At 67.4% G+C, this 23,181-nt stretch carries 15 protein-coding genes; 7 read left to right on the top strand and 8 right to left on the bottom strand.

All coding sequences use genetic code 11. From position 1 onward, the window contains the following. Positions 1-4: 4 nt before the first annotated feature. The 3 genes from ABD231_RS37245 to ABD231_RS37235 are packed head-to-tail and all read right to left on the bottom strand — an operon-like array spanning position 5 to position 3,586. Positions 5-979 carry a carbohydrate ABC transporter permease gene (locus ABD231_RS37245; protein WP_344163414.1) on the bottom strand — a complete coding sequence of 325 codons (975 nt, stop codon included), beginning with the start codon at positions 977-979 and terminating at the stop codon, positions 5-7. Further along, on the bottom strand, positions 976-1,935 hold the full coding sequence (locus tag ABD231_RS37240; RefSeq protein WP_344163411.1) for an ABC transporter permease: 960 nt from the start codon (positions 1,933-1,935) through the stop codon (positions 976-978). The genes ABD231_RS37245 and ABD231_RS37240 overlap by 4 nt, the downstream gene beginning before the upstream one ends. Next, positions 1,919-3,586, bottom strand: a complete 1,668-nt coding sequence (locus tag ABD231_RS37235; protein WP_344163408.1) for an extracellular solute-binding protein — start codon at positions 3,584-3,586, stop codon at positions 1,919-1,921. Before ABD231_RS37235 ends, ABD231_RS37240 begins: the two co-directional genes overlap by 17 nt. 156 nt (positions 3,587-3,742) lie before the next feature. Here ABD231_RS37235 and ABD231_RS37230 point away from each other — a divergent pair, with 156 nt between their 5' ends. Together ABD231_RS37230 and ABD231_RS37225 are read left to right on the top strand one after the other, a co-directional pair. Continuing rightward, a complete protein-coding gene (locus ABD231_RS37230) occupies positions 3,743-4,927 on the top strand; it encodes an ROK family protein (RefSeq protein WP_344163405.1) in 1,185 nt (394 codons plus the stop codon). Positions 4,928-5,080: 153 nt separating this feature from the next. Further along, positions 5,081-7,846 (top strand): glycoside hydrolase family 3 C-terminal domain-containing protein, encoded by a 2,766-nt coding sequence (locus ABD231_RS37225; protein ID WP_344163403.1) that lies wholly within the window; start codon positions 5,081-5,083, stop codon positions 7,844-7,846. Here ABD231_RS37225 and yicI read toward each other — a convergent pair. Continuing rightward, complete coding sequence (gene yicI, locus ABD231_RS37220) at positions 7,839-10,058, bottom strand: alpha-xylosidase (RefSeq protein WP_344163400.1); 2,220 nt, start codon at positions 10,056-10,058, stop codon at positions 7,839-7,841. The genes ABD231_RS37225 and yicI overlap by 8 nt on opposite strands. A gap of 167 nt (positions 10,059-10,225) precedes the next feature. On the opposite strand from yicI, the gene ABD231_RS37215 reads away from it, so the two are divergent. The 5 genes from ABD231_RS37215 to ABD231_RS37195 all read left to right on the top strand — a co-directional run bounded on the left by ABD231_RS37215 (position 10,226) and on the right by ABD231_RS37195 (position 17,419). Further along, a complete protein-coding gene (locus ABD231_RS37215; RefSeq protein ID WP_344163398.1) occupies positions 10,226-11,719 on the top strand; it encodes an alpha-N-arabinofuranosidase in 1,494 nt (497 codons plus the stop codon). A 1,025-nt stretch (positions 11,720-12,744) separates the two neighbouring features. Next, positions 12,745-14,424, top strand: coding sequence for a ribulokinase (gene araB / locus ABD231_RS37210; RefSeq protein ID WP_344163396.1), 1,680 nt, complete (start codon positions 12,745-12,747; stop codon positions 14,422-14,424). Further along, positions 14,421-15,074: an L-ribulose-5-phosphate 4-epimerase gene (locus ABD231_RS37205; RefSeq protein ID WP_344163393.1), complete on the top strand. Its 654-nt coding sequence runs from the start codon at positions 14,421-14,423 to the stop codon at positions 15,072-15,074. The genes araB and ABD231_RS37205 overlap by 4 nt, the downstream gene beginning before the upstream one ends. Beyond that, the gene (gene araA, locus ABD231_RS37200; RefSeq protein ID WP_344163390.1) at positions 15,071-16,585 is read left to right on the top strand and encodes an L-arabinose isomerase; all 1,515 of its coding nucleotides are present in this window, start codon (positions 15,071-15,073) and stop codon (positions 16,583-16,585) included. The genes ABD231_RS37205 and araA overlap by 4 nt, the downstream gene beginning before the upstream one ends. A 30-nt stretch (positions 16,586-16,615) precedes the next feature. After that, on the top strand, positions 16,616-17,419 hold the full coding sequence (locus ABD231_RS37195; protein ID WP_344163387.1) for a hypothetical protein: 804 nt from the start codon (positions 16,616-16,618) through the stop codon (positions 17,417-17,419). On the opposite strand, the gene ABD231_RS37190 is transcribed toward ABD231_RS37195, so the two are convergent. From ABD231_RS37190 to chvE, 4 genes are read right to left on the bottom strand one after another with little or no spacing between them, the layout of a single operon-like run. Then, the gene (locus tag ABD231_RS37190; protein ID WP_344163384.1) at positions 17,416-19,254 is read right to left on the bottom strand and encodes a glycoside hydrolase family 127 protein; all 1,839 of its coding nucleotides are present in this window, start codon (positions 19,252-19,254) and stop codon (positions 17,416-17,418) included. The two genes, ABD231_RS37195 and ABD231_RS37190, sit on opposite strands and share 4 nt — an antisense overlap. Next, complete coding sequence (gene mmsB / locus ABD231_RS37185; protein ID WP_344163381.1) at positions 19,251-20,501, bottom strand: multiple monosaccharide ABC transporter permease; 1,251 nt, start codon at positions 20,499-20,501, stop codon at positions 19,251-19,253. The genes ABD231_RS37190 and mmsB overlap by 4 nt, the downstream gene beginning before the upstream one ends. Beyond that, positions 20,498-22,039 carry a multiple monosaccharide ABC transporter ATP-binding protein gene (gene mmsA, locus ABD231_RS37180; protein WP_344163378.1) on the bottom strand — a complete coding sequence of 514 codons (1,542 nt, stop codon included), beginning with the start codon at positions 22,037-22,039 and terminating at the stop codon, positions 20,498-20,500. The genes mmsB and mmsA overlap by 4 nt, the downstream gene beginning before the upstream one ends. After that, the gene (chvE, locus tag ABD231_RS37175) at positions 22,036-23,172 is read right to left on the bottom strand and encodes a multiple monosaccharide ABC transporter substrate-binding protein (RefSeq protein ID WP_344163375.1); all 1,137 of its coding nucleotides are present in this window, start codon (positions 23,170-23,172) and stop codon (positions 22,036-22,038) included. Before chvE ends, mmsA begins: the two co-directional genes overlap by 4 nt. Positions 23,173-23,181 lie beyond the last annotated feature (9 nt).

The raw sequence follows: 23,181 nt of genomic DNA, 5'->3' as shown, positions 1-23,181 counted from the left end.
GTGATCACCCCTTCACGGCGCCGATGATGACGCCCTTGGTGAAGTGCTTCTGGATGAACGGGTAGGCCAGGAGCACCGGCAGGACCGCGATCACGACGATCGCCATCTTGATTGCCAGCGTCGGCGCGGGTGCCAGGTTCATTCCGGGCGATGCCGCGATCCCCCCGGCACCGGACGGCAACTGCTGCGCCTGCACGATGTAGGTCCGCAGCACGAGCTGCAACGGCCACTTGTTGTTGTCGTTGAGGTACAGCAAGGCGTTGAAGAAGGCGTTCCAGTAGCTGACCGCGTAGAACAGCCCGACGACCGCCACCACCGCCTTGGACAGCGGCATCACGATCCGAGTGAGAATGCCGAACTCACCGGCGCCGTCCACCCGGGCACTGTCGATCAGTTCACCCGGGATGCCCATGAAGAACGAGCGCATCACGATCAGGTTGAATGCCGAGATCGCCGTCGGAAGAATCAGCGAGGCGTAGCTGTCGATCAGTCCCAAGGAGCTGACCAGGAGATAGCTGGGGATGATGCCGGGCCCGAACAGGAACGTCAGCAGCACCACGAACAGCAACGGACGGTGCAGCAACGAGCCCGGTCGCGACAGCCCGTACGCCGCCAGGACGGTGATGGCCAGGCTGAACAGCGTCCCGATCGCCGTCACGCCCATGCTGACCACCAAGGCCTTGGTGACCACTCCCCCGGACAGCAACTGGACGTACGCCGCCAGTGTCAGCTCCCGCGGGACGACCACCAGACCACCGGCCCGGGTGACCGCTTCGGTACTCGACAGGCTGGTCACCACCACGACGTACAGGGGGAAGGTGACGGCCAGGACGACCAGCCCGAGCACCACACCCTTGCTGATCCGGCCGGGGATCGACGGTGGCTCTTCCCAGACCGGGCGTTCGTTCTCCACAGCTGCCCGGCGCCGGGCCAGCCGACTGCTCAGCCGGTCGGGGAGAGTCAGATTCTGCGCAGTCATGACTTCGAATACACCCCCTGCTCACCCATCATGTGAGCGAATCGATTGGCGACCAGGATCAGCACGAGTCCGACGACTCCCTTGAACAGTCCGGCGGCCGCGCCGTACCCGAAGTCACCGACCAGCAGGCCCTGGTAGTACACGAAGGTGTCCAGCACCTCCGACACCTCGGCTCCGACGGCGGACCGCTGCAGGATGAACTGCTCGAAGCCGACGCTCAGTGCGTCACCCAGCCGCAGGATCAGCAGCAGCACGATGACCGGTCGCAGGCCGGGCAGCGTGATGTGCCACAACCGCCGCCACCGGTTCGCGCCGTCGGCAGCCGCCGCCTCGTACAGCGCCGGGTTGATCGTGCTCAGCGCCGCGAGGAAGACGATCATCCCCCACCCCGCGTCCTTCCAGACCGCCTGCGACGTGACCAGCAGCAGGAAGGTGTCGGGGTTGGTCATCAGGTCGAACGCGCCGTGCCCGTTGTTCCGCAAGGCCTGCGCGAGCAGACCCGAGCCACCCAGCATCTGCTGGAACAGCGAGACGACCAGCACCCAGGAGAAGAAGTGCGGCAGGTACGCGACACCCTGGATGAGGGTCCGCACCCGGACCGAGAGCACGCTGTTCAGCAACAACGCGAGGAAGATCGGGATCGGGAAGAAGAACACCAGCTGGAAGCCGGTGATCGTCAGCGTGTTCAGCATCGCCGACCAGAACTCCGGCTCGCTGAACAGCCGGGCGAAGTTGGCGAACCCGATCCACTCGCTGCCCCGGATCCCGGCGTACGGCGAGTAGTCCTGGAACGCGATCACGTTGCCCAGCGTCGGGAAGTAGTGGAACACCCCGAGCAGGACGATCACGGGCGAGACCATCAGCAGCAGCGGCCAGTCCCGGCGGAACCGCTGCCGCCAGCTGGCGCCACCCTTGCTTCGGACTGGACGGCGACGACCCTCAGCGACCGTTGTCACTGAGCACCTTCGCGAAGAAGTCACGGCCCGCGTCGCCGCCCTTGGTCTGCCAGTCCTTGATCGCGGTCTTCAGCTCGCTCATCGGCGCGCGACCGCGGTAGATGTCCTGCAGCTTGTCGTCGAACGGCTGGGCCAGCGCCGCGTACTTCGCAGGCTGCTCGATGCGGATGCCCTCGAACAGGTTCTTCTCCCGGTATTTCGCCGCCAGGTTCTGCCAGGCGCTCATCGCCTCCACGTAGCCCGGGTACTCGCTCTGCGTGATGGCGTTCGGCCGGCCGCCGAGGAACAGGTACGTCGGCGCGATCTCCTTCTGGCCCAGCGGAGTCAGCTTGGGCGCGCCGGACGACAGCCGGGTGTAGTGCTTGCCTTCGACACCGTAGTTGTAGAGCTGGTTCTCCTCGGTACCGAACGGCGACGCGGTGTAGTTGAGGACTCCCAGCAGCTCGGCGATGCGGTCCGGCGCCAGGCCCTTCTTCATGAACGTGAAGATGCCGGCCGGGTCACCGCCCCACACGATCGGCGTGCCGCCGTCGTGCGCGAACGGCGCGACCGCCTGCATGTCGAACGACGGGTTGTTGGCCTGCCGCTGCAGCGTCTCCGCCCAGGTCCCGGTCCCGTCCTGACGGATCACCACCTGACCGCCTTCGAACAGCGGCTTCTGGTCGGCGCTGTTGTTCGCGACGACCTCCGGGTGCACCCAGCCGTTCTGGAACGTCTTGCGCACAAAGGCCACGGCCTCTTCGAACTCCGGCGTCTCGATCTTGTTGACCAGCTTGCCGCTCGAATCCTTGCGCCAGCCGGCCGGTACGCCGTACGCCCGCTGGACCTCGTCGGAGATCCCGCCGAACGCCCACTGCTTGCGCTTGGCATCGGTCAGCTGCTTGCCGAGCGCCTCGAGTTCCGCGATCGTCTTCGGCGGCTGCGCGCCGGCCTTGTCCAGCAGGTCCTTGCGGTAGTACAGCATCCAGGGAGCACCACCACCGGGGAACGGAACCGCCTTGAGCTGGCCGTTCCAGACCGAGAACGACCACGCCGCGGTCGGCAGGTTCGCGAGCATCGGGTACGGCGACACCTTGTCACCGGCCAGGTGCGGAGTCAGGTCCTCGAACAACTTGTCCACGGCCTGGCCGAACCGGGTCAGACCGCCGATGTTCCAGCCCGGGATGCAGAGCAGCTCCGGAACGTTGCCGGCCGCAAGCAGCGGACCGAGCTTGTCGCCGTAGTCGATCCCGTTGACGATGTTGAACCGAACCCCCGCGCCGATCCGCTCGTTGTTGGCGGCGTAGTACGAGTTGCTGCCCAGTCCGGGCGGGCTCGGCGCCCACAGCGGGGTCATCGCCGTGACCTCCTTGCCGCTCTTGACCGGTGGCTCGGTGATCACCTTCTTGAGGTCGGTCGGGTACTTGGTGAACCCGGGGTCCGCACCGTGCTCACCAGGCAGATCGGGCTTCACCCCTTCGTACGCCGTGTACTTCGGCAGCAGGCCGGTGAGCTTGTCGGTGGCCTCGGCGCGGCCCGCGGTCGTCGATCCGCCGCCACCACCGTCCGAGCAGGCGGTCAACGACGCGCCGCCGGCGACGGCCGCCGTACCGGCTCCGACGAGGGCGAGAAAACTCCGGCGGTTCGGTCCGCTGCTTCCAGTTCCGGTCACGATGAGTCCCTTCCACTGGGAACGACGGACGTTCCGAGTCTGCGCTGGTAGAGTTAGGGTTAGTTTGGCTTGACGCCAAACAAAGTAGAGGATGCGCCGGGCCGCGACAAGATGCCAGACTGAAGACACCGCACCACCGACCCGAACGGACACACGTTGAGCACACTCACTGCCGGCTACAGCGATGTCCGGGCGACCAATCTGTCCGCGGTGCTGGGATTCCTGCGCGCCAACGCCCCTTGCTCGCGAGCCGCCATCGCCGGCGGCACCGGCCTGAACAAGGCGACCATCACCAACATCGTCGGCGATCTGATCGACCGGCGGCTGATCCGCGAGACCGAGCAGACGCAGAATCGGGTGGGCCGGCCGGCGACACTGCTCGAGCTGGACGGATCGGCGTACGCGGCGATCGGGATGGAGATCAGCGCGCGCGGTCTGACCGCGATCGCGTACGACGCGGCCGGTGGCCAGATCCTGCGTTGGCATCGCTCCGGCCCTGGTCGTGGTGCCGGCCCGGACAAGACGCTGACCGCGACGAGCGCGCTCGCCCGACGCGCAATGGCAGCCGTCGAGGCCACCGGCCGACAGATCCTCGGGCTGACCGTCGGAGTACCCGGGCTCGTCGATCGCGACGGCACCGTCGTACTGGCTGCTGGTCTCGGTTGGCGCGACTACCCGCTCAAGCCGCGGCTGCTCGATGCATTGAGCCACCCGACCTTCAGTGTGTCGGTCGACAACGACGCCAACCTGAGTGCGCTCGCCGAGTATCGCTACGGCCCGTACGCGGGCACGAACAACCTGATCCAGATCTCCGGCGACACCGGCCTCGGAGCCGGAGTCATCGCCGATGGCCGTCCACTCCAAGGCAACCTCGGGTACGTCGGGGAGGTCGGCCATCTGCGCGTTGCGCCCGACGGTCCGGTCTGTGGCTGCGGACGCCGCGGCTGTCTGGAGGCCGTGGCCGGTATCCCTGCGTTGGTACGGCGATTGCACGATGACACCGATGATCTCCAACTGGCGGTCGAGCAGATCGTCGCCCGCGCGAGTGCCGGTGACAGCGAGACCGTGAAGGCGTTGCTCGAGACCGGGAGTTGGCTCGGTCAGGGCGTGGCGATGCTGGCCAACCTGCTCAATCCGGCACTGATCGTGCTCGGCGGGTACTACGCGACCCTCGGCGAGTGGCTGTTGCCCGCGGTCGAGAAGGAACTGCAGGGGCAGGCGCTCGCACCACAGGCCGGCGGCTGCAAGGTCGCACTCTCTGCCCTCGGGCACGACATCACCGCCATCGGCGCGGTGGCGCGATCCCTGGACCAGCTCGACGCCGGGCGCATCCCCGGCTGATCCCCGCGAAATCTTTCGCATCCACCGCTGCCCGGATCTTGACCGGGTCGCCGTGGAGTGCGACCCTTCCAGAACTGTCGAAGCGCTTCGACGCTGCTCGAATCCACCTTTCGGGCGCGCCGGCAGCCACCGAACGCCCGGAGACGACAACCGATGAGCCAGTCAGACGACGTGTTCCGCGATCCGCAGCAGCCCGTGGCCGACCGGGTCGCCGACCTGATGGCTCGGCTCGAACCGGCCGAGAAGCTCGGGCTCCTCCATCAGCATCAGGCCGCGGTCCCCCGGTTGGGCGTCGGCCCGTTCCGGACCGGCACGGAAGCTCTGCACGGAGTCGCCTGGCTCGGTCCCGCCACCGTCTTCCCGCAGGCGGTCGGCCTCGCGACCAGCTGGAACACCGACCTGCTGCACGCCGTCGGTACGGCGGTCGGCTCCGAGGTGCGCGCCTTCCACGACAAGGATCCGGCCGCCGTCGGACTGAACGTCTGGGCGCCCGTCGTGAACCCGTTGCGAGACCCCCGCTGGGGTCGCAACGAAGAGGGCTACAGCGAAGATCCCTGGCTGACCGGTGAGCTCGCGATCGCCTTCGGTTCCGGACTGGCCGGCGACGGCTCCGGTCCGCTGCAGACCGCGCCGACCCTCAAGCATTTCCTTGCCTACAACAACGAAACCGACCGCTGCACGACCTCCAGCAACATGCCCGCCCGAGTACTGCGTGAGTACGAACTGCCGGCCTTCGAAGCGCCGCTGCGCGCCGGAGCGGCGGTGGCCGTAATGCCGTCGTACAACCTCGTCAACGGTCGGCCGGCCCACCTGAGTCCGCTGATCAACGACGTACTGCGGGGCTGGTCCGATCAGGAAGTGCTGGTGGTCAGCGACGCAGGAGCACCGGCGAATCTCTATGGCCTGCAGGAGTACTGCGCTGACGGCGCGATCGCCTATGCGGCCGCGTTGCGCGCGGGCGTGGACAGCTTCACCCAGGACGACAACGATCCGAGCGGAACCACCCGGCTCCTCGAGGAGGCGCTGGCGCGTGGGCTGATCACGCAGCAGGACATCGATCGCGCCGCTGCGCGCGCACTGACCTTGCGCTTCCGGCTCGGCGAGTTCGACCCCGCTGTCGAGACTGCACCGGACATCGTCGGTTGCCAAGCGCATCGAGACCTGGCCCAGGACGCGGCACGGCAGTCGTTCGTCCTGCTCAAGAACGACGACCTGCTGCCGCTGTCCACCCACATCAAGCGGGTGGCCGTGCTCGGACCGTTGGCCGACACCCTGCAGGAGGATTGGTACTCCGGCACGCTGCCGTACCAGGTGACTGCGGTGAAGGCGCTGACCGAGCGCCTCGGACCGGACGCCGTCGAGTACTGCGAAGGTGCGGACCGAGTGCAGTTCGGTGTCGGCGGATTGGCGCTCGAGGCTGGTGAGGATGCGGTTGTCGGGCTGACCAGGTCCAGCGCCGGGTTCGACCTCTTCGATTGGGGCGGCGGTTTCTGCACCCTGCGTTCGGTCCGGACCGGCCGCTATCTGACCGTCACGGACGACGGCACCTTGCGGGCCGATCACCCCGGGCCGAACAGCTGGGTCGTCAAGGAGACCTTCGAACTCGTCCACGTCGAGGACGGCAAGTGCCTGCTGCGGCATCACTCCACCGGCCACTACGTCACCAAGCACGATGACGGGCGGATCGAGGTCACCGCGGACGAACCGACGGTGTTCGACTTCACCAAGGTTGTCGACGGCGCCGTACTGGCCGCTGCGGCCGCGGCGCGCGCCGACGTCGCGGTGGTTGTCGTCGGCAACCATCCGCTGGTGAACGGCCGCGAGACCGAGGACCGCATCAGCCTGGACCTGCCCGCCGGGCAGAAGCGCCTGGCTCTCGCCGTACAGGCTGCCAATGCGCGGACCGTCCTGGTGATGTCGAGCAGCTACCCATTCTCGGTCGGCTGGGCGGAGCGTGAACTGCCTGCGGTCGTCTGGTCGGCTCACGGCGGGCAGGAGTACGGCCACGCGCTCGCCGATGTCCTGTTCGGGGTTGTCGATGCCGCCGGCCGGCTGCCGCAGACGTGGTACCGGTCGGAGGCGGATCTGCCCGATCTGCTCGACTACGACATCATCACCAGCGACGCCACCTATCAGTACTTCCGTGGCAGTCCGCTCTACCCCTTCGGCCACGGCCTCAGCTACACGACCTTCGCGTACGGCGAGTTGGAGATCGGCTCGCCGACAATCGCCAAGGACGGCGAGGTGCAGGTGGGCTGCACAGTCACCAACACCGGTCTCCGGCCGGGCCACGAGGTCGTCCAGCTCTACACCCACCAGCAGAACTCGCGGGTCAAGCAGCCGCTGCGCCGCCTCCGCGCTGTCCAGCACCTCGATCTCGCGCCCGGTGAATCCGCGCGGGTCGAGCTGACCGTTCGCGCGGCCGATCTGGCGATCTGGGACGTGACGCGAGACCGCTACTGGATCGAGCCGGCTCGGCACAGCATCCTCATCGGGCGGTCGTGTACCGACATCCGGCTCAGCGCGCCGGTCGACGTACTCGGCGATCCGATCCCTGACCGCGAGCTGACCGTTCCCCTGCGGGCTGACACGTTCGACGAGTACTGCGGCCTCACGCTCACTGACACCGACGCCGTACGGTCTGAGCACCCAGGCGCTTGGCTCGCCTTTGCGGACACCGACTTCGGCTCCGGCCCGGTCGAGTGCCTGCTCACCGTGGCCAGCGAACTCTCCAAGCCGGGCGCGATCGAGCTCCGGCTCGATGACCCGTACCACGGTCCTGTGCTGGCCACCGTCGAGATCGAGCCGACCAGCTGGACGCAGCTCAGCACCGCACTCGCCGCCGGCTCCGGCGTTCACACGCTGTACGTCGTGTTCGCCGAAGCCGGGGTGTTCCTGCGGGAGCTGTCCTTCAGCTAACGGTGACGGTGAAGTGGTCGCAGTTGCCTTCGACAACTGCGGCCACCGGCTGACCGCCGGTCATAGTCAGCTCGACGACTGCGGCGGTACCGCCACCCGGCCGAGGCAACCGAATCCGGCGGACGGCACCTTCGGTCGGCTGGAACCAGCGCAGCTCGACCCCGTCGGCCCAGTCGTACTCCGGCCGGTCGTCGACCGCACCCACCGGCAGGATCGCACCTTCACGGACGTAGACCGGCAAGCTGTCGAAGCCGTGCTGCTGGGTGAACCAGCGCGCGCCACTGAGCTGCTCACCGTCCAGCAAGCTCGTCCACCGGCCCTCCGGCAGGTAGAAGCTCACAGCGCCATCGGCACTCAGTACCGGCGCGACGAGGAGGTCCGGACCGAGCATGTACTGGCGATCCAGATGACTCACCGCGGGATCGTCCGGGAACTCCAGCGCCATCGGCCGCATCATCGGCGTACCGGTCTGGTGGGCTTGTTCTGCGACCTCGGCGAGGTACGGCATCAGCGACAGTTTGAGCTTGGTGAAGCGACGCAGTACGGCCACTGCTTCGTCGTCGAAGGCCCACGGCACGCGGTACGAGCTCGAGCCGTGCAGCCGGGAATGCGAGGACAGCAGGCCGAAAGGCACCCAGCGCTTGAACACCGCGGCATCCGGCGTGCCCTCGAAGCCGCCGATGTCGTGACTCCAGTAGCCGAAGCCGGACGACGCCAGCGACAGGCCACCGCGCAGTGACTCGGCCATCGCCTCGAACGTCGACTCGCAGTCGCCACCCCAGTGGACCGGGAACTGCTGACCACCGGCTGTCGCCGATCGCGCGAACAGGACTGCTTCGCCATCACCGCGGTTCTCGCGCAGCAGATCGAAGACCGCCTCGTTGTAGAGGTGCGGGTAGTAGTTGTGCATGCGCTCCGGATCGGAACCGTCGTACCAGCTGACGTCGGTCGGGATCCGCTCACCGAAGTCGGTCTTGAAACAGTCGACACCGAGATCGATGAGGCCTTGCAGCTTGGACCGGTACCACGCGGTCGCCGCTGGGTTGGTGAAGTCGACGATCCCCATCCCGGCTTGCCACATGTCCCACTGCCAGACCGAGCCGTCGGGGCGCTTCAGCAGATAGCCGTGCTCGCGCCCTTCCTCGAACAGCGCCGACCGCTGCGCGATGTACGGGTTGATCCAGAGGCTCACCCGCAGGCCGCGTTCCTTCAGCCGCCGGACCATACCGGCCGGGTCCGGGAAGGCGATCGGGTCCCAGACGAAGTCGCACCAGTGGAACTGCCGCATCCAGAAGCAGTCGAAGTGGAAGACACTCAACGGAAGGTCGCGTTCGGCCATCCCGTCGACGAACGACGCCACCGTCGGCTCGTTGTAGTCGGTAGTGAACGACGTCGACAGCCACAGCCCCATCGACCAGGCCGGCACCCGCGCCGGTCGTCCGGTCAGGCCGGTGTAGCGGCGCAGGACGTCCTTCGGCGTCGGGCCGGCGAAGACGAGATACCGCAGTTCCTGGCCCTCGACACTGAACTGGTTGCGCGACACGACCTCGGAGCCGACCTCGAACGACACATGCGCCGGGGTGTCGACCAGTACGCCGTACCCTCGGCTGCTCGTGTAGAACGGGACGTTCTTGTACGCCTGCTCACTCGACGTACCGCCGTCGGCGTTCCAGATGTCGACGACCTGGCCGTTCTTGACCAGCGGGCCGAATCGCTCACCGAGCCCGTAGACGCTCTCGCCAACTCCCAGTGAGAGCTGCTCGTGCAGGTACTGCCGGCCATCCGCGTCGGTGATCAGCCCGACGCTGCGTGTGCCCGAGCCGGTCAGCTCACCGCGACCGTCCTCGAAGCGCAGGTCCCAAGGACCATCGAGCTGCAGTACGGCGGTCAGGTCGCCGCTGGTCAATCGCGCAGTCGTCTCGTCCACCTCGACCTTGACCGGATGCAGGTCATCGGTCTCCAGCTCGAACGTCGGCCTGGGCGGTAGACCCCCGGCGTGGTGAACGATCCGGACCCCGATCACGCCTTCGGCGGGCGCATCGAGGGTGATCGTGAACAACGGCTGGTTCAGCGTGTCACCGCGGCGGTCGATCCGGCGGGCCGGCGCGAACGCGGTCACCGACCGCTCCCCCGCCTCCACACTCTCGACACCGGCGGGCGACAGCCGGCTCACCCCGGGCCGCAACTGCCAGTAACCATCGGTGAACTTCATCGGCGGCCTTTCGCTTGAGTTGTCGAAGCGCTTCGACGAATCTAAGGGCGCGTCAATTCACGGTCAAGAGAAAGCCGGACAGCGGCCATGTTTATCGATATACTCACCGGCGTGCTGTGCCGCCGGAAAGGGCTGCGCGTCGTCCCCGATCGAGAGGCTGGACCCCTGTGAGTGCAACCCGCGCGGTCATCGACCTGGATCTGCCCGGAGCGCGGATCAGCCGCCATCTCTACGGGCACTTCGCCGAACACCTCGGCCGCTGTATCTACGGCGGCTTCTGGGTCGGCGAGGACTCCCCGATCCCGAACATCCGCGGCATCCGCACCGACGTGGTCGAGGCGCTGCGCGCCCTGCAGATCCCGAACCTGCGCTGGCCCGGCGGCTGCTTCGCCGACGAGTACCACTGGCGCGACGGCGTCGGCCCGCGCGAAGAGCGACCGACGATGGTCAACACCCACTGGGGCAACGTCGTCGAGGACAACAGCTTCGGCACCCACGAGTTCCTCGATCTGTGTGAGCTGCTCGGCGCCGACCCGTACATCAGCGCGAACGTCGGCTCCGGCTCGGTCCGCGAGATGCGCGAGTGGGTCGACTACCTGACCGGCGTCGGCGCATCACCGATGACGAACCTGCGGCGCGCCAACGGCCGGGAAGAGCCGTGGAAGGTGCCGTTCTGGGGTGTCGGCAACGAGTCCTGGGGCTGCGGCGGCAACATGCGCGCCGAGGCGTACGCCGACCTGGCGCGGCAGTACGCGACCTACTGCCGTGACCACGGCGACAACAAGCTCTACCGGATCGCCGCCGGCGCGAACTCCGACGACTACAGCTGGACCGAGACGCTGATGCGCACCATCGGCGGCTGCGGCAAGGGCCCGCTGCAGGGGATCTCCCTGCACTACTACACGATCGCCGGCGACTGGGACGACAAGGGCCACGCCACCGACTTCAGCCTCGACGAGTACTACGCGACGCTGGCGAAGGCGAACAAGATCGACGAGCTGCTGCGCCGGCACTCGACCGTGATGGACATGTTCGACCCCTGCGGCAAGGTCGGCCTCGTGCTCGACGAGTGGGGCACCTGGTGGAACGTTGCCGACGGCACCAACCCCGGCTTCCTCTACCAGCAGAACACGATTCGCGACGCCCTGGTCGCCAGCCTGCACTTCGACACCTTCCACCGGCACGCGAAGCGGTTGACGATGGCCAACATCGCGCAGACGGTCAACGTCCTGCAAGCGATGATCCTGACCGACCCCGACACCAACGCGCTCGTCCGCACCCCGACGTACCACGTCTTCGAGATGAACACGGCTCACCACGACGCCGACAGCCTCGCCGTACACCTCCTGGACGCACCCACCCGCGACGACATCTCGATGGTCTCGGCCTCGGCCTCCACCAAGGACGGCACCGCGCTGATCTCGCTCTCGAACCTGGACGCCGAGGAGTCGCGCCCGATCGTCCTCGACCTCCGCGGCCGCGAGGTCTCCGGACACACCGCCCGCATCCTCTCCGCCAAGACCCCGCAGGCCCACAACACCCCGGCAAACCCCGACGCGGTCGCACCGCAGGCCTTCGAAGGCGTCACCGCCCACCCCGCCGGCCTGCAGCTCGAACTCCCGCCCCACTCCTACGTCACGGTGTCCGTGACGCTCAGTTAATACACAGCCGATTCGAGGACAGTTGCGTAACGCCGACAGCGGACCGCAACCCGCGCCTGCCGCCGAGCAACGCCCGCACGACCGTCTCGGCGAGTTGTCGCTGGGCGCGCCCCCACCCGCGACCGAAGCCACCTTGCTCCGCGACCGAAGCCACCGTGCGAGTGTGGGAAGTTGACTGGCGAGTGTGAGCTCCCGGTAGCCGGCAATCGGTTTCTCGCAGCACAGCACTCACACTCGATGCCCACCAGCTGACGCAGGCCACCCCAAACCGCTTCGGGGTAGATCCCCGACGGATTCAGGCGGTGGATCCTCCCCACATCCCCTCCACGGACGTGCCCGTCCTCCCCAACCGGTTTGGGGAGGAAACTGGGCCAGGCAGGGCGAACATCCACCCCAACCTCCAGCAACGGTCACTGTCAGGCGACGGGAACTCAACCTCCCCGGCCATAGCCCGGCAACCCCAGGCAACGTGAAGCCGTGGTCGCCGGGCCTCGCCATCCGGCTCAGCCACCGCGGCGCCCAGCCACGCTGTCTTTCAGATCGGCCGGTCGCGGCGATCAGCCACAGCGCACGTCCCCGGCCGAGAACTTTCGGCCTGCACCCCGACTCGACCGCCAAAGGCGGCCGACAAAAACCACAGGGCGAGCCGAGTGGATGGCTGAGCCGGATGGCGAGGTCGGCGACCGCGGTTCCACGTTGCCTGGGGCTGACAGGCTATGGCTGGGGTGCGGGATGGTCGAGATCTGCACTGTCCGATGGATTTGGGGGACTCGGTGACGAAAATCCATCGGACAACGCACCTGGGCAGCCCCGGGACCCCCGGGATCACGGGCCGGCGATCACCTTGAGCACGCATCAACCACGCGAGCCCTGCCGAGATGGTTGAGCCGTGCTCAACGTGGTACCGGCTCGTGGGGCGTGCAGATGACCAGCCGCCTCCCCCACGTTCTCGGGATGCCTATTACGCTCTGGCCCGCTGACTGTTAGCGTTAACTGCAACCAGTCAGCCAGCACAGAGGGCATTCATGACCGAGAATGTTAACGCTCACAGTCAGTACGTCGTCGGTGTCGACTTCGGGACGCTGTCCGGCCGGGCCGTGGTGGTCCGGGTGTCGGACGGCGCCGAGGTGGGCACCGCGGTGTACGAGTACCGGCACGGGGTGATCGAGGGCCGGCTGCCCGGGTCCGACATCGCGCTCGGGCCGGCCTGGGCGCTGCAGGCGCCCAGCAACTGGCGCGACGTGCTGCTGCACGCGGTGCCGGAGGCGGTCGCGGCGGCGGGCATTTCGGTGGACGACGTGGTTGGCATCGGCACCGACTTCACCGCGTGCACTGTGCTGCCGACGCTCGCCGACGGGACGCCGCTGTGCGAGGTGCGCGGCATGTGGTTCCGCCCGCACGCGTGGCCCAAGCTCTGGAAGCACCACGCGGCGCAGCCGCAGGCGGACCGGATCAACGCCGTCGCGGAGGAGCGCGGCGAGTCCTGGCTACCGCGGTACGGCGGCCGGATCTCGTCGGAATGGCAGTTCGCGAAGGCGCTGCAGGTGCTGGAGGAGGACCCGGAGACGTACCGGCGTGCCGATCGCTGGATCGAGGCGGCCGACTGGATCGTCTGGCAGCTGACCGGTGTCGAGACTCGCAACGTGTGCACGGCCGGTTACAAGGGCATCCACACCGAGGACGGTTACCCGTCGCGGGAGTATCTCGAGGCCCTGAACCCCGCGTTCGGTGACTTCACCGCCAAGCTGGAGCACCCGCTGTCCCCGCTCGGCGGACTGGCCGGTCGCCTGACGACCGAAGCTGCCGCATTGACCGGGCTTCCCGCCGGGATCGCGGTTGCGGTCGGCAACGTGGACGCGCACGTCACCGCGGCCGCGGCCGATGCGGTCCGGCCCGGTCAACTGGTCGCGATCATGGGTACGTCGACCTGTCACGTGATGTCATCCGAGCAGCTCGCCGAGGTGCCCGGGATGTGCGGGGTCGTCCGCGACGGCATCGTCGACGGCCTGTGGGGATACGAGGCCGGCCAGTCGGCGGTCGGCGACATCTTCGGCTGGTTCGTGGACACCACCGTACCGGCCGAGTATCACGCCGAAGCGCAGCGTCGCGGTGTGACCGTGCACGACTACCTCGCCTCGCTCGCCGAGCAGCAGCCGGTCGGACGGCACGGCCTGATCGCGCTCGACTGGCACAACGGCAACCGGTCCGTCCTGGTCGACCACGACCTGTCCGCCGTGGTGATCGGTCAGACGCTCGAGACCAAGCCGGAGGACACCTACCGCGCGCTCATCGAGGCGACCGCGTTCGGAACGCGCACGATCCTCGATGCGTTCGAGAAGTCCGGCGTACCGGTCACTGAGTTCATCGTCGCCGGTGGTCTGCTGAAGAACCGGCTGGTGATGCAGATCTACGCCGACGTCCTGCGGCGTCCGCTGTCGGTGATCGGCTCCTCGCAGGGGCCTGCACTCGGGTCGGCGATCCACGCGGCCGTTGCCGCTGGCACCTACCCGGACGTGCCCAGCGCGGCCGCCGCGATGGGCGGGCGCACCGAGGCAGCCTTCGTCCCCGACGAGGATCGCGCCGATGTCTACGACCGCCTGTACGCCGAGTATCGCGACCTGCACGACTATTTCGCGGGCGAGCGGCACGGCGGTAGCGGCGTACTGCATCGCCTCCGCGCACTCCGGAACGAGGCAGCCAAGTGACCGTCAGCCGCCTCCGCGAAGAGGTCTGCACCCTGCACGCCGAACTGGTCCGCTACGGCCTGGTCGCCTGGACGGCCGGCAACGTGTCCGGGCGCGTGCCGGGCGAAGACCTGTTCGTCATCAAGCCCAGTGGGATCTCGTACGACGACCTCAGCCCCGACACGATCGTGGTGTGCGATCTCGACGGGAAGGTGGTGGAGGGCGACCTCGATCCTTCCAGCGACACCGCGGCCCACGCCTACGTATACCGCGAAATGCCTGAGGTCGGCGGAGTCGTGCACACGCACTCGACGTACGCGACCGCCTGGGCTGCTCGGGCCGAGGCGATCCCGTGTGTCCTGACTGCGATGGCCGACGAGTTCGGCGGCGAGATCCCGGTCGGGCCGTTCGCGCTGATCGGGAACGACGACATCGGCCGCGGGATCGTGGCGACGCTGTCCGGGCACCGATCCCCGGCAGTCCTGATGCAGAACCACGGGGTGTTCACGATCGGCAAGGACGCGAAGGCCGCCGTGAAGGCGGCGGTGATGTGCGAGGACGTCGCCCGCACCGTGCACCTCGCCCGCTCGGCCGGTGAGCTGACAGCCATCGCCCCGGAAGACATCGACCGGCTCTACGACCGGTACCAGAACGTGTACGGCCAACGATGACGGAGACAGTTGTGACATCTGTGACCCCGACCGAAGTCTGGTTCCTGACCGGCAGCCAGGGCCTGTACGGCCTGGAGACGCTGCAACAGGTCGCCGACCAGTCGCGCAGTCTCGCCGAGCAGCTGGCGGCATCCGGCGACCTCGCCCCCCGAGTGGTCTGGAAGGAGGTGCTCACCGACGCCGACGCGATCCGCCGGGTCTGCCTGGAGGCGAACGCGAACGATGCCTGTATCGGCGTGATCGCGTGGATGCACACCTTCTCCCCCGCCAAGATGTGGATCGCCGGGCTCGACGCCCTCCGCACCCCGCTGCTGCACCTGCACACCCAGGCCAACGTCGACTTGCCCTGGGCAACGATCGACATGGACTTCATGAACCTGAACCAGGCCGCGCACGGCGACCGCGAGTTCGGCTACCTGCAGACCCGCCTCGGCGTGGCCCGGACCACGGTGGCCGGTCACGTCGCCGACCCGTCGGTTCGCGCCCGGATCGCAGTCTGGGCTCGTGCCGCGGCCGGGTACGCGGCCATGCGGACAATGCGAGTCGCACGCTTCGGCGACAACATGCGCGACGTCGCGGTGACCGAGGGCGACAAGGTTGAAGCTCAACTGCACTTCGGCGTTTCGGTCAACACGTACGGCGTCAACGACCTGGTCGCGGTCGTCGACGAGATCTCCGACTCGGCTGTCGACACACTGCTCAAGGAGTACGACTTCGACGTCGTACCGGAGCTGCGCCCCGGCGGTGAGCGGCACGAGTCGCTGCGGTACGCCGCCCGCATCGAGGCCGGACTCCGCGCCTTCCTCACCGACGGCGGTTTCACCGCATTCACCACGAACTTCGAGGACCTCGGCGGACTGCGGCAGCTCCCCGGCCTCGCGGTCCAGCGGTTGATGGCCGACGGCTACGGCTTCGGTGGCGAGGGTGACTGGAAGACCGCCGTCCTGCTCCGCACCCTGAAGGTTGCTGCCGGCAACCTGCCCGGCGGTACGTCGTTCATGGAGGACTACACCTACAACCTGACGCCCGGCGCGGAGCGCATCCTCGGCGCCCACATGCTCGAGGTCTGCCCGTCCATCGCGGCCGGCACCCCGACCGCCGAGATCCACGCGCTCGGAATCGGCGGCCGCGAGGACCCGGTCCGCCTGGTCTTCGACGCAGCCCCCGGCCCCGCCGTGGTCATCGGCATGGCGGACCTCGGCGACCGCTTCCGCCTGGTAGCCAACGAGGTCGACGTCGTCGCCCCCGACCACCCACTCCCCCAGCTCCCAGTCGCCCGAGCCGTCTGGAAGCCCCGCCCCAACCTACGCACCTCAGCCGAAGCCTGGCTGACCGCCGGCGGCCCGCACCACACAGTCCTCAGTACGGCGCTCGGCATCGACGAACTCGCCGACCTCGCCGAGATGACCCGCACCGAACTGGCAGTCATCGACGCCGACACCACCACCCGCCGCTTCACCCAGGAACTCCGCTGGAGCCAGGCCTACTACCGGCTGGCGCAAGGCTTCTGATTCGCCCTTCACCTGAGAGGACATCGCCCCATGACCCTCAACCGACGAACCTTCCTGCTCGCCACCGGAACGACGATCGCGGGTGCGGCAGTTGCCGCGCCCGCGGCCGCGCAGGAACTGGCCTGGGAGACCGCGCTGCCGGCCAATAGCTTTTCCAGTTACTCCGCGTTGGAGGCGAGCTGGAACTACCTCTATCCGTGGGGTTCCGACCACAACGGCACTGCGCGGATGTACGCGAGCCGGACCGACCACAACCACGTGTACCTCGAGTCGGGCGGCGTACTGGTGCTCAAGGGATCACGGATCACCTGGGACGAAGGTAAGAGCAGCAAGGATCCGTTCCTGCCGATCCACTACCACGCGGGCGCGATCCACTCGAAGCTTCAGGTGGTGGTCAACGACCGGTACCCGCAGTGGGAGGTGAAGGGCGAGTTCCAGGCGCCTTCCGGTCGTGGTACTTGGCCGGCGTTCTGGTTGACCGGGGTCAACAGTTGGCCGCCGGAGAGTGACATTCTCGAGTTCAAGGGTGACGCCCGGAACTGGTTCAACACCTATGACGGCGGCTGGGAGAACACCATCGTGCCGGTGTCGAACCCGGGTGGCTGGCATGGCTACCGGGCGTGGATCAACAAGGTCAGCGCGACGGACGTCGAGATCCACTACTACCTCGACGGCACCTGGGTCGGTCAGCATCGCGGCAGCAACTTCGTCGGCAAGCCGATGAACCTCATCATCAACCTGCAGATGGAAGGCGCGTCAGGTTCGTCGGGTCCGTCCGGCGACACCTACTACCGCGCCCGCAACGTGTACGTCGGTCGCGCCAACAACGGCTAGACCAGCGGGAGCCAGACGCGCATCGCACCTGGGCCGCGATTGGCCCAGGCGTGGTACGGAATCGCGGTGACGGTGATCGGCGTACCGGCCTGTGAATCCGGCTGATAAGGCTTGTACAGCTCGGTTTCGAGCGGTTTGGCGATGGCGGAGAGGCGGAGTCTCACGGAGTTGGGTGTGTGTTCTTCGGTGATAGGTGCCGTGGCGTCGAGGCGCAGTTGCTCGACCAGTACGCCGTCGGGCAGGTCGGCCTGCTCGACGCAGTACACGAGTGGTCCGCGGGCGATCGCCACGCAGCCGCGGACCGCGTCGACGCGGTCGTCGGCGCGGATCAGGCGGGGAGTCATCGGCAGGGTGAGTCGGACTGTCGCGCCGTCCTGACAAGCCACTCGCAGGTACGCACCGGCGACCGGCGCGGCGAGTACCTCGGCGTTGGTCACGGCGACACTGGCCTCGGTTGCCCAGGTGGGGACCCGGATCGCCAGCTCGCCTTGCCCGCTGACGGTCACTACAACGTCGCCGTCCCAGGGATAGCCAGTCTCGACGACTGCGGTCAGTGTGTCCGTGCTGAACGTGCCCGCGGTGAGCAGGTGCAACTGGAGTCCGGAGGCATCGGTCGTCGCCGCGTAGCCGTGCAGCGAAGCGAGTAGGCGGGCCAGGTTCGGCGGGCAGCAAGCGCAGTCGTACCACGGCAGCCGCTCGCTGGGCGCGTCCTCGCTCGAGCCGTCGTGGCCGGTGCGGAGCTGCAGCGGGTTGGAGTAGAAGAACGCTGTGCCGCTCGTCGCCATCGAGGCGGCGATGGCATTGAGGAGCGCACGCTCCATCTCCTCGGCGTACCGGGCCTGGCCGGTCGCCAGCAGCATGCGCCAGCACCATTGCAGGGCAGCGATCGACGCGCAGGTCTCGGCGTACGCGCGGTCCGGCGGCAGCTCATAGGGATCGCCGTACGCCTCGTCCCGGTGCCGGGAACCATGTCCGCCGGTGAGGTACATCTTGCTGCCGAAGGCGCTGTCCCACAGCTGTTCCATCGCGCTCAGCAGCGAATCATCACCGTTCTCCAGGTACAGGTCGGTGACTCCCGCGGCCAGATACAGCTGCCGCACCGAATGCCCGATGGCCTCGGTCGCCTCGCGCACCGGCAAATGATCCTGGTAGTACTGCGGACCGAACCCGCCGGTCAGGGTTCGTTGCCCACGGCGCTCAATCTGCAGTTCGGCCGCGCGCAGGTAGGACTCGTCGCCCGTTTCGCGGTAGAGCTCGACCAACGCGGTCTCCACCTCGGGGTGCCCGTCGATCAGCGGCACCTTGATGATCAGGTCGGCCATGCGGCGCGCGATCGCGAGGATGCGCTCGTCGCCGGCGCCACGATGCAGGGCCACGGCGGCTTGCAGGAGATGACCGGCGCAGTACAGCTCGTGACTGTGTTCCAGCCGACCGAAGCGTTCCTGGTCAGGGGTCCCCTGCACGTAGGAGTTGAGGTAGCCGTCGGATTCCTGCACGCTCTCGAGGAGATCCGCCACCTCGGGCAGGACCTCGGCCCACTGGTCGGTGCCGCTGCGGCCCATCTCCCAGCCGATCGCTTCAAGTGTCTTGTAGAGATCGGAGTCCGCGAACCAGAATCCCACGAACTTGCCCGGCGGAACGTCCTCGGTGAGCCGGCTGAAGTTCTCGAGCACGCCGGTACGCCGGATGTTGTCCAGGCAGTGCGGAATCGTCGCAGCCGCGTTCAGCTCCTGCCAGCTGCCCAGCAACGAACCGGGGTCGAGTCGTGCCGCGCTCAGCGGCAACGGAGCGACGTACGGGGTCCGTCGCGGAGCAGCTGGTCCCAGAGTGGTCATCGAGCGTTGCCCGCCCGGCGCTTGTTGTAGATGTCGAAGGCAACGGCCAGGAGCAGCACGAGGCCCTTCACGACGGACTGGGTGGACTGCTCGACGCCCATCAGCTGCATGCCGTTGCTCATCACGGCCATGATCAGACCACCGACCACGGCACCGACGACCGTGCCGACGCCGCCGGCGACTGCTGCGCCGCCGATGAAGGCTGCTGCGATCGCATCGAGCTCGAACATGTTGCCGGCCGCGGGCTGGGCGCCGTTGGAGCGGGACGAGTAGATGGTGCCCGCGACACCGGCCAGGAAGCCCATGTTGACGAAGATCCAGAAGTTGACCTTGCGGACCTTCACACCGGACAACATCGCGGCGGACAGGTTGCCGCCGATCGCGTAGACCTGGCGGCCGAAGACGGTGTCCTTGGTCATCAGGCCGTAGGCGATCACGAGGACGGCCAGAATGATCAGCACGATCGGGAGTCCGCGGGCATGGGCGAGCTGCCAGGCGAAGTACATGACGACTGCTGCCACCAGCAGCACCCGGGCGACGAACAGCGGGAACGACTCGACGGGCTGCTGGTACCGGATCCGGGCCAGCCGGGTGCGGAACACGCTGACCGCATAGCCGCCGACCGCGAGAGCGGCGATCAGCAGGGTGAAGGCGTCGTACCCCTGGCCGCCGAGGAGGCCGTTCAGGAAGCCGCTGGCCACCTTCTGGTACTCGGCCGGGAACGGCGACAGCGAGACGTTGTCCAGCACCTGCAGGGTCAGACCGCGGAACAGCAGCATGCCGGCCAGCGTGACGATGAACGCCGGCATCCCGATGTAGGCGACCCAGAAGCCGTGCCAGGCACCGACCGCCGTACCCACTGCCATGGCCGCGACCATGCCGATCCACCACGGCTGCCCGTTCTGGATGACCAGTACGGCGGACACCGCGCCCGTCAGCGCGACGATCGAACCGACCGACAGGTCGATATGGCCGGCGATGATCAGGATCACCATGCCGATCGCGAGCACCAGGATGTAGGAGTACTGCAGCACGATGTTGGTCAGGTTGCCCGGGCTGAGCAGCACACCGTCGGTGAGGATCGCGAACAGCGCCACGATGGCGACGAAGGCGACATAGATCCCGCTCTGCCGCAGGTTGCGCATGATCAGCGTGCGCGGATCACTGGAACCGACGTGCAGGGCGGCGGCCGGGGCGCTGTCCGCCGCGGCATCGTCCGTCGGCGCCGAAGGTTTGATGCTGGTCATCCCGCGAGCTCCTTCTCCATGGTCATCAGCGCCATGAGGTTTTCCTGTGTTGCCTCGCCGACCGGCACCTGACCGGTGATCCGGCCGGCCGACAGCGTGTAGATCCGGTCGCACATCCCGAGCAGTTCCGGCAGCTCCGACGAGATGATGATCACCGCCTTGCCCTGGGCGACCAGGGCGTTGACGATCGTGTAGATCTCGTACTTCGCGCCGACGTCGATCCCCCGCGTCGGTTCGTCGAGGATCAGTACGTCGGGATCGGTGAACAGCCATTTCGCCAGCACGACCTTCTGCTGGTTACCGCCGGACAAGGTGCCGACGGTGTCCATCACGGTGCGGGTCTTGATGTTCAGGTCGCGCCGGCCGGCCTCGGCGACCTTGATCTCCTCGTTGCCGTTGACCCAGCCGGCCCGGGCCAGTTTGCCGAGGCCCGCGGCCGAGACATTGGCCCGGACGTCGGCGATCAGGTTCAGCCCGTACCGCTTGCGATCCTCGGTGGCGTAGGCGATCCCGTGCTCGATCGCCTCGGCCACCGTCCGGGCCCGCACCTCGTTTCCGTGCACGAAGAGCCGGCCGCTGATGTTGCGTCCGTACGAGCGTCCGAAGACGCTCATCGCGAGCTCGGTCCGCCCGGCGCCCATCAGGCCGGCGATACCGACAACCTCACCGGCCCGTACGTCGAGCGTCGCGCCGTCGACGACCTTGCGGTGCTGCACCGGATGCCACGCCGTCCAGTCCTCGATCCGGAGCACCTCGGCCCCGGGCTCGGAGACTCGCTCCGGGTAGAAGCTTTCCAGGTCGCGGCCGACCATGCCCCGGATGATCCGCTCCTGGGTCACCTCCCCGGAACGGATGTCGAGGGTCTCGACCGTACGGCCGTCCCGGATCACCGTCGTGGTGTCGGCGATCGCGGTGATCTCGCTCAGCTTGTGCGAGATCATGATGCAGGTGACACCGCGGTCGCGCAGCCGCCGGAGCAGGTCGAGCAGATGCGCCGAGTCCACGTCGTTCAAGGCGGCGGTCGGCTCGTCGAGAATCAGCAGCCGGACGTCCTTGGCCATCGCCTTCGCGATCTCGACCAGCTGTTGCTTGCCGACACCGAGCTGGATCACCGGCGAGACCGGGTTCTCGTGCAACCCCACCGATGCCAGCAGCTCCTGGGCATCGGCGTTCGTCTTGTTCCAGTCGATCAGCCCGCCGCGTCCGCGCCGTTCGTTGCCGAGAAAGATGTTCTCCGCGATCGACAGGTACGGAACGAGCGCCAGCTCCTGATGGATGATGACGATGCCGGCGGCTTCGCTGTCCCGGATGCCCGCGAAGTGCACGGGCTTCCCGTCGAACCTGATCTCACCGTCGTAGGTGCCGCTGGGATAGACGCCCGACAGCACCTTCATCAGGGTCGACTTGCCGGCGCCGTTCTCACCGCAGATCGCGTGGATCTCCCCTCGCCGGACGGCGAGGGACACCTCCTCGAGCGCCTTGACGCCGGGGAAACTCTTGGTGATCCCCCGCATCTCCAGCAGGACATCGTCGGTCACTTGGCTTGACCGGCGGCCACCTCGGCGGCCGTGTAGTAGCCGGAGTCGACCAGCGCCTTCGTGATGTCGTCCTTGAAGACCGTCTGGATCGGCAGCAGGTACGCCGGGACCACCTTGACGCCGTTGTCGTACGACTTGGAGTCGTTGGCCTCAGGCGTCTTCTTCTGCAGGAACGCCTCCGCCGCGTTGACGGCCTGGTCGGCGAGCAGCCGGGTGTCCTTGAAGATCGTGGAGCTCTGGACACCGTCCGCGATCAGCTTGACCGACGCGATCTCCGCGTCCTGGCCGGTGATCGCCGGGATCGGGTTGGCCGCCGTACCGTAGCCCGCGTTCTGCAGCGCGGTGATGATGCCGCGCGAGATGCCGTCGTACGGCGAGAGCACGCCCGCGACCTTGGCACCGTCGTTGTAGCTCGAGGTCAGCAGGTCTTCCATCCGCTTCTGCGCGGCCTCCTGCTGCCAGCGCAGGGTCGCGACCTGCTCCATCTTGGTCTGCTTGGACTTGATGACCAGCGAGCCGTCGGCGAGGTACGGCTTCAGCGTGTCCTCGGCGCCCTGGAAGAAGAAGTGCGTGTTGTTGTCGTCGAGCGATCCGGCGAACAGCTCGATGTTGAACGGGCCCTTCTTGGACCCCTTCGAGCCGTCCGCGTTCTCCAGGCCCAGCCCGCGCAGCAGTGCCTTGCCCTGCGCGACGCCCACCTTGTGGTTGTCGAAGCTGACGTAGAAGTCGACGTTCTGGCTGCCGCGGATCAACCGGTCGTAGGCGATCACCGGGATCTTCTTGTCGGCGGCCGCCTGCAGCTGGCCGCTCAGCGCGGTGCCGTCGATCGCCGCGACGACCAGGACGTCGGCGCCCTGGGTGATCATCTGGTCGACCTGCTGGGACTGCGTCGGGATGTCGTCGTTCGCGTACTGCAGGTCGACCTTGTACCCCTTCGCCTCCAGCTTCTCCTTCACGGCCTTGCCGTCGGCGATCCAGCGCTCCGACGTCTGCGTCGGCATCGACACCCCGATGGTCAGATCCTTCGGCTGCTGACTCGCGGTGTCGGTACTGCCACCCGCTCCCTCACCACCACAGGCCGCAAGACCGAGCACCAGCAGGGCGCCACTCACGGTGGCCAAGAACCTCTTCATCACAACTTT

This window comes from Kribbella yunnanensis (assembly GCF_039529655.1).
GTDB classification, from domain to species: Bacteria; Actinomycetota; Actinomycetes; order Propionibacteriales; family Kribbellaceae; genus Kribbella; species Kribbella yunnanensis.
This window is presented reverse-complemented; position numbering and strand designations above follow the sequence as displayed.

What these genes read in the sequence shown, in the direction of transcription:
- ABD231_RS37245 (WP_344163414.1), bottom strand. Translation starts at nt 979, where the DNA reads ATGACTGCGCAGAATCTGACTCTCCCCGACCGGCTGAGCAGTCGGCTG.
- ABD231_RS37225 (WP_344163403.1), top strand. Translation starts at nt 5,081, where the DNA reads ATGAGCCAGTCAGACGACGTGTTCCGCGATCCGCAGCAGCCCGTGGCC.
- yicI (WP_344163400.1), bottom strand. Translation starts at nt 10,058, where the DNA reads ATGAAGTTCACCGATGGTTACTGGCAGTTGCGGCCCGGGGTGAGCCGG.
- araB (WP_344163396.1), top strand. Translation starts at nt 12,745, where the DNA reads ATGACCGAGAATGTTAACGCTCACAGTCAGTACGTCGTCGGTGTCGAC.
- araA (WP_344163390.1), top strand. Translation starts at nt 15,071, where the DNA reads ATGACGGAGACAGTTGTGACATCTGTGACCCCGACCGAAGTCTGGTTC.
- ABD231_RS37195 (WP_344163387.1), top strand. Translation starts at nt 16,616, where the DNA reads ATGACCCTCAACCGACGAACCTTCCTGCTCGCCACCGGAACGACGATC.
- ABD231_RS37190 (WP_344163384.1), bottom strand. Translation starts at nt 19,254, where the DNA reads ATGACCACTCTGGGACCAGCTGCTCCGCGACGGACCCCGTACGTCGCT.
- mmsB (WP_344163381.1), bottom strand. Translation starts at nt 20,501, where the DNA reads ATGACCAGCATCAAACCTTCGGCGCCGACGGACGATGCCGCGGCGGAC.
- chvE (WP_344163375.1), bottom strand. Translation starts at nt 23,172, where the DNA reads ATGAAGAGGTTCTTGGCCACCGTGAGTGGCGCCCTGCTGGTGCTCGGT.